Origin of the sequence: Neobacillus bataviensis LMG 21833 (assembly GCF_000307875.1) — a bacterium.
GTDB classification, from domain to species: Bacteria; Bacillota; Bacilli; order Bacillales; family Cytobacillaceae; genus Neobacillus; species Neobacillus bataviensis.
Window position 1 is genome coordinate 1 of the sequence record NZ_AJLS01000145.1, and the last position, 6,766, is coordinate 6,766.

The following is a 6,766-nucleotide window of genomic DNA, read 5'->3' on the forward strand; positions in this document are numbered from 1 at the left end:
TCTTCGTGTTTCCTTTATCTCAGTTGGAGAGCTCCAGGCCATACGCCGCTGACCATGGCGCTTCCGCTTTTCTTTTTTAACCCTCTGAATAAGGCTCCTGTATGTCGGTATCCGGATCATCATGGGTTGGATGTGCACCCTCCATTTGTCTTGGTAAATCCTGATGCAGTGATTTGAATTCATAATTAAAGGCACTATATTTCCGCTGCCCTTCTTTCCAAGGTGTGCTCTTATTTTGCACCGGATCATCTTTTCTAATTGGAGAACCAAACGGACCTTCCGGAAATTCTTGAGCCGTGAGGAAATTATGTTGCTTTTCTACATTTGATAATTCCGTATATTTCTCAGAGTCTTTATTTCCCATGCTTTCACTCCTTTACCCTTTGCATATTAGTATTGCAAGGTGGGGTGAAAATCATGTGTGGATTAGATGATTTCAGTTAAGAAGGAGCGCAGTTCCTCGGCATCTTCCTCGTTTAATTGAAAAGCAAATTCTAAATAGCCTTCTTCCTCCAGATCATCATGTCCAATGATGGCAAAACGATTCCCCTGTATATCCAGAACTAGGCTCTTTCCATAATGGCGGTTGGTTTGAATAATGGCTAAATCAAAGCGCTGATTTTCGCCAACAAAGCTGATAAATCTGGTTTTCGTATCTTCTGTATCATCGTATAAATAATAGCGTTCTGTCATGAATTGATCTCCTTTGTGGTTAGAACTGTTTTTCATCCTCTATATAGTAACAAATTTTGGGGCATGTTTCACTGATTTCTGCTGTCCTGAAAAAATACGAACCGGACAAGGAATGTGGTACAATAAATTGGAATGACTACATAGAGGAGTGGGCTGGATGTATTTTGTTGATAGAGAAAAAATTGAAGCGACGTTACACTATTTAGAAAACCTAATCAACCTCTTCCGCGGCCAAAAAAACTGGTCTGCACCATTAGAACTGATAGCATTAGAGCGCTTATGTCAAATGATGCTTGAAGCGGTGTTGGATGTTGGGAATGCCATGATTGATGGTTTTATCATGCGTGATCCAGGCAGTTATGAAGATATTATCGACATTTTAATCGATGAGAAAGTGATCACGGCTGAAACAGGCACTCGTTTTAAAATTCTCATACAATATCGAAAAATGCTTGTCCATGATTACATCGAAATTGACCATCGCGAATTACAGGCGCAATTTTCTCAGTATCTGCCGGAATTAGAGGGTTTCTCTGCGAATGTCCGCGATTATCTCATAAATGAATTAGGACCGGTTTCAGCGTTTAAAAATTGACCGTGAGTGCGGTCTTTTTCTTTTTTGATGGGAAAGATATGTTTAGGAGTGATTGAACTTGAAAAAATATAAAGGCTATTTAATTGATTTAGATGGAACCATGTACAAAGGAACAGAGCGAATTGAGGCGGCATCTGACTTTGTTAAAAAACTTCATCATCACGGAATCCCTTATTTATTTGTGACCAATAATTCATCAAGAACGCCGGCACAGGTGGCTGAAAAGCTTAATGACTTTGATATTCCCGCAGAGGATAAACTCGTGTTTACGACGAGTCAGGCAACGGCCAATTATATATATGAACGAAAGAATGACGCTTCCGTTTATGTGATTGGCGAAGAGGGAATTCGGACCGCTATTGAAGAGAAAGGATTACCATTTGCAGGCGAGGATGCCGATTTTGTCGTTGTAGGGATCGACCGTGAAATTAACTATGAAAAATTAGCGGTAGCTTGTCTAGCTGTCCGCAATGGGGCAACGTTTATTTCTACAAATGGGGACATAGCTCTCCCTACCGAAAGAGGGCTGCTTCCGGGTAACGGGTCACTGACATCGGTCATTACCGTTTCCACCCAAACAAAGCCCATTTTTATTGGCAAGCCGGAATCGATTATTATGGAACAGGCCTTAAAGGTGTTAGGAACGGCAAAGGAAGAAACGCTAATGGTTGGTGATTATTATGATACTGATATTTTAGCGGGAATGAATGCCGGTATGGATACCTTATTGGTTCATACAGGTGTCACGACAAAAGAATTGCTTGCCGGTTATGACCGGATGCCGACCTATTCAATCAATACATTGGATGAATGGGAATTATAACAAAAAGGATGGGGGGCATCTCCCATCCTTTTTGTTTATTATGATTTTTCCTTTTCAGCCCGTGCTGCCCTATGTGCTAGTCTGCTTGAAGCGGCAGCGGCAATTGCCCCAACAATATCATCTAAAAAGGTATGGCATTCCCCTGTTGATTTATCATTTAAATGTGCTAAAATCCCCGGCTTTAGTTTATCAATGTATCCATAGTTGGTAAAGCCGATGGAACCATATACATTCACAATCGAAAAGGCCAAGATTTCGTCGACACCGTAGAGACTTTCATCTGTTCCGATGATGGATTGCAAAGGCTCTTCCAGCATGCCTTTTTCAGCGAGCATATCAAGCTGGATTCCTGTTAGGATGGCATTTTGTACCTCTCGTTTCGAAAGGACTCGTTCGACGTTTGCGATGCAATCTTCCATTTTCAAATTTTCATGATATTTTTCCTGCAAAAAGAAGACTAAATCGGCCATGTCTTGGATTTCAACCCCACGTTCTTTCAGCCATCTGCGTGCAGTTTCTTCGGATAGATCCACTTTTTTGTCGTCTGCCATATTCTATGATCACCTTTTCTTTGGATTTTGACTAATTATATACTTCATTTCCATAATATATGCAATTTCGAATGGAAAAATCCTTTGTAAACTGGGAGTTCTCTTTTAAAAACAACAAGTTTTTCGAAATCCTTACATATACATGACAGTAGAGAAGGTCTGAAAAAAGGTGGGACTAAAGATGCTTCAAAAAATGCTTGAAAACCAATATGGAATTACGGTAGAGGAATATGTAAAATTAGATGCTTTTGATGCGCTTCGGGGTAATGGCTGGCTGTATTTAATTTCTAGACCGATAGGTAAGGAAGAGGCTGATATTACCGAGCTTGAAAAAATTGCGGAGCATTTACGGAATTATGGTGACCAACATGTTCCCATCTTTCTGCCATCGAAGGAAGGTCAGTTAATTACAACATGGGAACAAAATAAATATTGTGTGTTAGCCAACCGGCAGATGGAAGAGCAGCGAAAGATAAAATTGGGCCGGAAGCTGGCTAAATTCCATGAGCGTGGCCGGAGGGTTCCTTTTCAAATCGAACGATCAAGCAGGATTGGGGAATGGAAGTCGTTGTGGGAAAAGCGCCTTGAGCAAATGGAGGGGGTTTGGAATGGTCTCCTCTTTCAAACACCTGAGGATGAGTTTGAACGGATGTTTATTGACTCTTTTCCTTATTACCTTGGACTAACGGAAAATGCAATTCAATATTTAGTTGATACTGAGATTGATGATGAACCGGTAGAAACAGATAGCGGTACAGTTTGTCATGAACGTTTTACCAATAAAACATGGGGACCCCATAGTCAATATACGATTAAAAATCCGTTTGACTGGGTGTTTGACCATCGAAGCCGTGATTTGGCTGAATGGACAAGGGAAAGGTATTTTCGCAATATCCAGACGTATGATGTGGAATTAAGGCAGTTTTTCGAGGAATACCAAAGCATTTCGCCGTTATCGTCCTTTTCTTGGCGTTTACTTTATTCACGACTTGTTTTTCCACTTCATTATTTTGACTGTGTTGAGAGCTACTATATCACCAGTTCTGAACAGGAAAAAAAGGTGTTGGAGGAGAGGCTTAGTAAGATTTTGCGACAATCAGGTGAATATGAGCGGTTTTTGGCAGGTTTCTTTCAACTATCGGGTGCGCCAATAAAACAGGTGAACTTGCCGCAGCTAGAGTGGCTTTTTGGTTAATAAATAAAGCGATTGCCGCCTGAGGCAATCGCTTTGATTACATTTTTTAAAAAACCTGTTCTACTTCTACAACACCTGGAACTTCTTCTAAAAGAGCTCTTTCGATGCCGGCTTTTAATGTGATTGTAGAACTTGGGCAGCTGCCGCAGGCACCAAGTAAGCGGAGCTTAACAATACCATCCTCTACATCTACTAATTCGCAATCCCCGCCATCGCGAAGAAGAAATGGACGTAATTTATCTAATACTTCTTGAACTTGCCCAAACATTTCTTGTTCTTCCATGTTAATCGACTCCTTTCCTACTTACATTATAATGTCATCCGTAGTAAAAATCCATTCTCAGAAATTAGGAAAATACACAATTACAGACATTTCCCTAGTATTTATAGTAAAATAAAAGAAAAACGACAGGAATGATTTTTATGAACAGCAATGAAGTGGAAATTGTTCTTTATGGGGCACAAACATTATGCCCAAGCTGTGTGAATTTACCTTCTTCCAAAGAAACATTTGAATGGCTGGAAGCAGCGATTGCTAGAAAATTCCCTGAACAACCGTTTAAGATGACCTATGTGGATATTTACCAGCCCACCGGTGAGAGTGAAAAATTAAGCTTTGCCCAAAGAGTGATCGATGAGGACATGTTTTATCCAGTCGTCGTCATAAAAGAAAAAATCGTCGGCGAAGGCAATCCACGCTTAAAAACCGTTTTTGCGGAACTTGAGAAATATGGGTATAAAGCGATGTAAAAGAAGCATCCTTCACGGAATGCTTCTTCTTTTTATCATCCATTATGGAATTTATACATCCACAAGATACCAGATTTTAACATCCTAGCGACACGTCCTGTAATCGCATGGTCAGCCATCATCCCAAAGCCTTGTTTTTTTCCAAGAGAGCCAAGAACGCCTTTTAATTTGATTGGAGGGAAACTTTCAGGTACTGGTTCACCATTCCAGCGTTTCTTCAATACCTCTGCAATTTGTTCGGCCTGTCCTTCCGCTAGTTGGGCACTAGGGGCATGTGGGGAACTGGCGCAGTCTCCAACGATAAAAATATGTTCATCAGTTGGTAGATGATGGTGTTTGGTTACAATTAGCCTTCCTGATCGATCTTTTTCCCCATCCATGTCACGGGCGATTTTATTGGCTTGAATACCTGCCGTCCAAACGATGACATCACATTCAATTGGCACATCATGATTGTATAAACGATTTTCTTCCACCTTGGTAATATTGGAATTATTAATAATCTCAACATTGTTTCTAACAAACCAATTTTCGACATATTTACTTAACCGCTCCGGAAATGCGGAAAGAATATGCTTCCCACGGTCAAATAATTTGATATTCAGGTCTTCACGGCTTTCGCTTAATTCACTCGCTAATTCAACTCCGCTTAAGCCGGCACCGACAATACCTACCACAGAGCCAGGGCCAAGATTATTTAACACGGAGTAAGTGTGACGGGCTTTTTCAATGCTTTGGATACTGTAGGTAAATTGTTCAGCCCCCGGTACGCCATGATACTTATCCTCACAACCAAGACCGATAATCAGGTCATCATAGGCAAGTTGTTCACCGTCCGCCATGTTTATTTTTCGACCAGTAGTATCTATCCCAGTAACTTCGCCGTACTTTACCACCAAACGAGGATGTTCGGGAAAAGCAACGCGTACTTCTTTATCGGAAATCGTGCCGGCCGCTAATGCGTAATACTCAGTTTTTAAGCAGTGGTAAGGGACTCGGTCGACTAATGTGATCGTTACGTCCTCAGGTAAATGGTTAGGAAGAAGTTCGCTTAATATCTTCATCCCGCCATATCCCCCTCCAAGAATGACAAGGTTTTTCATTTTTTTATTCCCCTTTGTTCTAACCGGTTTTCATAAGTATTCTAAGATAATTTTCCGTTTTAATAACCACATACGAGTATATCTAAGTTGTGTCGAAATAACAACATTTTTCATCCTGTTCTTGACACGTATACCAAGAACATGGTAATTGACTGAAAACGGTAAATAGAGTAGGATAAGTAGTTGTGGAGAGTGAAAGCAATGTTTAAACCAATCATTGAATTTTGTATTAGCAACTTGGCAAACGGTGCTCAAAGGGCACTTGAAAAACTACAAAAAGATCCAAACTTGGATATTATTGAATATGGATGCCTCGGGTATTGCGGGAAATGTGCCATGACTCTTTATGCATTAGTAAACGGAGAAGTCGTAACAGGAAACACACCAGATGAACTGGTCGACAACATTTATCAATACCTCGAGGAAAACCCAATGTTTTAATTAATAGGGAGCATGCCGCTCCCTTTTTATATAGGTATCATATGTTAAAAATAAGAATCTAAACATTTGAGTACGGAGTGCCAAGTGTATATACTATAATAAAGGCCTCAGGCAAAAGGGGGAGTTTAAATGAGTAACGAAGTGGTAATTGTAACGGAAGCGGCATCACTACACGTAAAAGAAATGATGAAGCATAATGAAGAAGAAGGTGCTTTTTTACGCGTTAGTGTAAAGGGCGGCGGCTGCAGCGGCTTGTCTTACGGCATGGGCTTTGAACACGAGGTAAACGAGGATGACCTTCAGTTTGAGCAGCACGGAATCCAAGTGTTAGTTGATAAAGAAAGTGCTGCGATTCTCCAAGGCACAAAAATTGATTATAAAGAGTCCATGATGGGCGGCGGGTTTACGATTGAAAACCCGAACGCCATTGCATCCTGCGGCTGCGGTTCCTCGTTTCGGACAGCAACGGCTCAAGGGTCACCAGAAGAATGCTAATAATGATAAAAGGCGCCCAGTTGGGCGCCTTTTATCATTGTCCAGCTACAGCGCCTAGGGGCTCGGGGTCATAAGCCAATCCGTCAAGAAGGTTAAAGAGCAACCTTCTCGCCGGCTCGT

Annotated in this window: 11 protein-coding genes; 6 read left to right on the forward strand and 5 right to left on the reverse strand. The window is 41.1% G+C overall.

Translation table 11 applies throughout. The annotated features are described in order from the left end of the window. Window positions 1–76 precede the first annotated feature (76 nt). Together BABA_RS22910 and BABA_RS22915 are read right to left on the reverse strand one after the other, a co-directional pair. Window positions 77–364, reverse strand: a complete 288-nt coding sequence (locus BABA_RS22910; protein ID WP_007087641.1) for a hypothetical protein — start codon at window positions 362–364, stop codon at window positions 77–79. 62 nt (window positions 365–426) lie between these two features. After that, window positions 427–693: a DUF3055 domain-containing protein gene (locus tag BABA_RS22915; protein ID WP_007087642.1), complete on the reverse strand. Its 267-nt coding sequence runs from the start codon at window positions 691–693 to the stop codon at window positions 427–429. Window positions 694–850: 157 nt separating this feature from the next. On the opposite strand from BABA_RS22915, the gene BABA_RS22920 reads away from it, so the two are divergent. Next, complete coding sequence (locus BABA_RS22920; protein WP_007087643.1) at window positions 851–1,288, forward strand: DUF86 domain-containing protein; 438 nt, start codon at window positions 851–853, stop codon at window positions 1,286–1,288. A 58-nt stretch (window positions 1,289–1,346) separates the two neighbouring features. Next, window positions 1,347–2,111, forward strand: coding sequence for a TIGR01457 family HAD-type hydrolase (locus tag BABA_RS22925; protein WP_007087644.1), 765 nt, complete (start codon window positions 1,347–1,349; stop codon window positions 2,109–2,111). Window positions 2,112–2,149: 38 nt separating this feature from the next. Here BABA_RS22925 and BABA_RS22930 read toward each other — a convergent pair whose 3' ends face one another. Next, the gene (locus tag BABA_RS22930) at window positions 2,150–2,662 is read right to left on the reverse strand and encodes a phosphatidylglycerophosphatase A family protein (RefSeq protein WP_007087645.1); all 513 of its coding nucleotides are present in this window, start codon (window positions 2,660–2,662) and stop codon (window positions 2,150–2,152) included. Window positions 2,663–2,843: 181 nt separating this feature from the next. Here BABA_RS22930 and yutH point away from each other — a divergent pair, with 181 nt between their 5' ends. After that, window positions 2,844–3,857 carry a spore coat putative kinase YutH gene (yutH, locus tag BABA_RS22935; protein ID WP_007087646.1) on the forward strand — a complete coding sequence of 338 codons (1,014 nt, stop codon included), beginning with the start codon at window positions 2,844–2,846 and terminating at the stop codon, window positions 3,855–3,857. A gap of 46 nt (window positions 3,858–3,903) precedes the next feature. Here the strand turns inward: yutH and BABA_RS22940 are convergent, their stop codons facing one another. Further along, the gene (locus BABA_RS22940) at window positions 3,904–4,140 is read right to left on the reverse strand and encodes a NifU family protein (protein ID WP_007087647.1); all 237 of its coding nucleotides are present in this window, start codon (window positions 4,138–4,140) and stop codon (window positions 3,904–3,906) included. Between the two features lie 140 nt (window positions 4,141–4,280). On the opposite strand from BABA_RS22940, the gene BABA_RS22945 reads away from it, so the two are divergent. Further along, on the forward strand, window positions 4,281–4,607 hold the full coding sequence (locus BABA_RS22945; protein ID WP_007087648.1) for a YuzD family protein: 327 nt from the start codon (window positions 4,281–4,283) through the stop codon (window positions 4,605–4,607). A 35-nt stretch (window positions 4,608–4,642) separates the two neighbouring features. Here the strand turns inward: BABA_RS22945 and BABA_RS22950 are convergent, their stop codons facing one another. Beyond that, complete coding sequence (locus BABA_RS22950) at window positions 4,643–5,710, reverse strand: NAD(P)/FAD-dependent oxidoreductase (protein ID WP_007087649.1); 1,068 nt, start codon at window positions 5,708–5,710, stop codon at window positions 4,643–4,645. A gap of 201 nt (window positions 5,711–5,911) precedes the next feature. Between BABA_RS22950 and BABA_RS22955 the strand changes: the two genes are divergently transcribed. Both BABA_RS22955 and erpA read left to right on the forward strand, forming a co-directional pair. Beyond that, window positions 5,912–6,151 carry a YuzB family protein gene (locus BABA_RS22955; protein WP_007087650.1) on the forward strand — a complete coding sequence of 80 codons (240 nt, stop codon included), beginning with the start codon at window positions 5,912–5,914 and terminating at the stop codon, window positions 6,149–6,151. A gap of 129 nt (window positions 6,152–6,280) precedes the next feature. Next, complete coding sequence (erpA, locus tag BABA_RS22960) at window positions 6,281–6,646, forward strand: iron-sulfur cluster insertion protein ErpA (RefSeq protein WP_007087651.1); 366 nt, start codon at window positions 6,281–6,283, stop codon at window positions 6,644–6,646. Window positions 6,647–6,766 lie beyond the last annotated feature (120 nt).

What these genes read in the sequence shown, in the direction of transcription:
- BABA_RS22910 (WP_007087641.1), bottom strand. Translation starts at nt 364, where the DNA reads ATGGGAAATAAAGACTCTGAGAAATATACGGAATTATCAAATGTAGAA.
- BABA_RS22915 (WP_007087642.1), bottom strand. Translation starts at nt 693, where the DNA reads ATGACAGAACGCTATTATTTATACGATGATACAGAAGATACGAAAACC.
- BABA_RS22920 (WP_007087643.1), top strand. Translation starts at nt 851, where the DNA reads ATGTATTTTGTTGATAGAGAAAAAATTGAAGCGACGTTACACTATTTA.
- BABA_RS22930 (WP_007087645.1), bottom strand. Translation starts at nt 2,662, where the DNA reads ATGGCAGACGACAAAAAAGTGGATCTATCCGAAGAAACTGCACGCAGA.
- yutH (WP_007087646.1), top strand. Translation starts at nt 2,844, where the DNA reads ATGCTTCAAAAAATGCTTGAAAACCAATATGGAATTACGGTAGAGGAA.
- BABA_RS22940 (WP_007087647.1), bottom strand. Translation starts at nt 4,140, where the DNA reads ATGGAAGAACAAGAAATGTTTGGGCAAGTTCAAGAAGTATTAGATAAA.
- BABA_RS22945 (WP_007087648.1), top strand. Translation starts at nt 4,281, where the DNA reads ATGAACAGCAATGAAGTGGAAATTGTTCTTTATGGGGCACAAACATTA.
- BABA_RS22950 (WP_007087649.1), bottom strand. Translation starts at nt 5,710, where the DNA reads ATGAAAAACCTTGTCATTCTTGGAGGGGGATATGGCGGGATGAAGATA.
- BABA_RS22955 (WP_007087650.1), top strand. Translation starts at nt 5,912, where the DNA reads ATGTTTAAACCAATCATTGAATTTTGTATTAGCAACTTGGCAAACGGT.
- erpA (WP_007087651.1), top strand. Translation starts at nt 6,281, where the DNA reads ATGAGTAACGAAGTGGTAATTGTAACGGAAGCGGCATCACTACACGTA.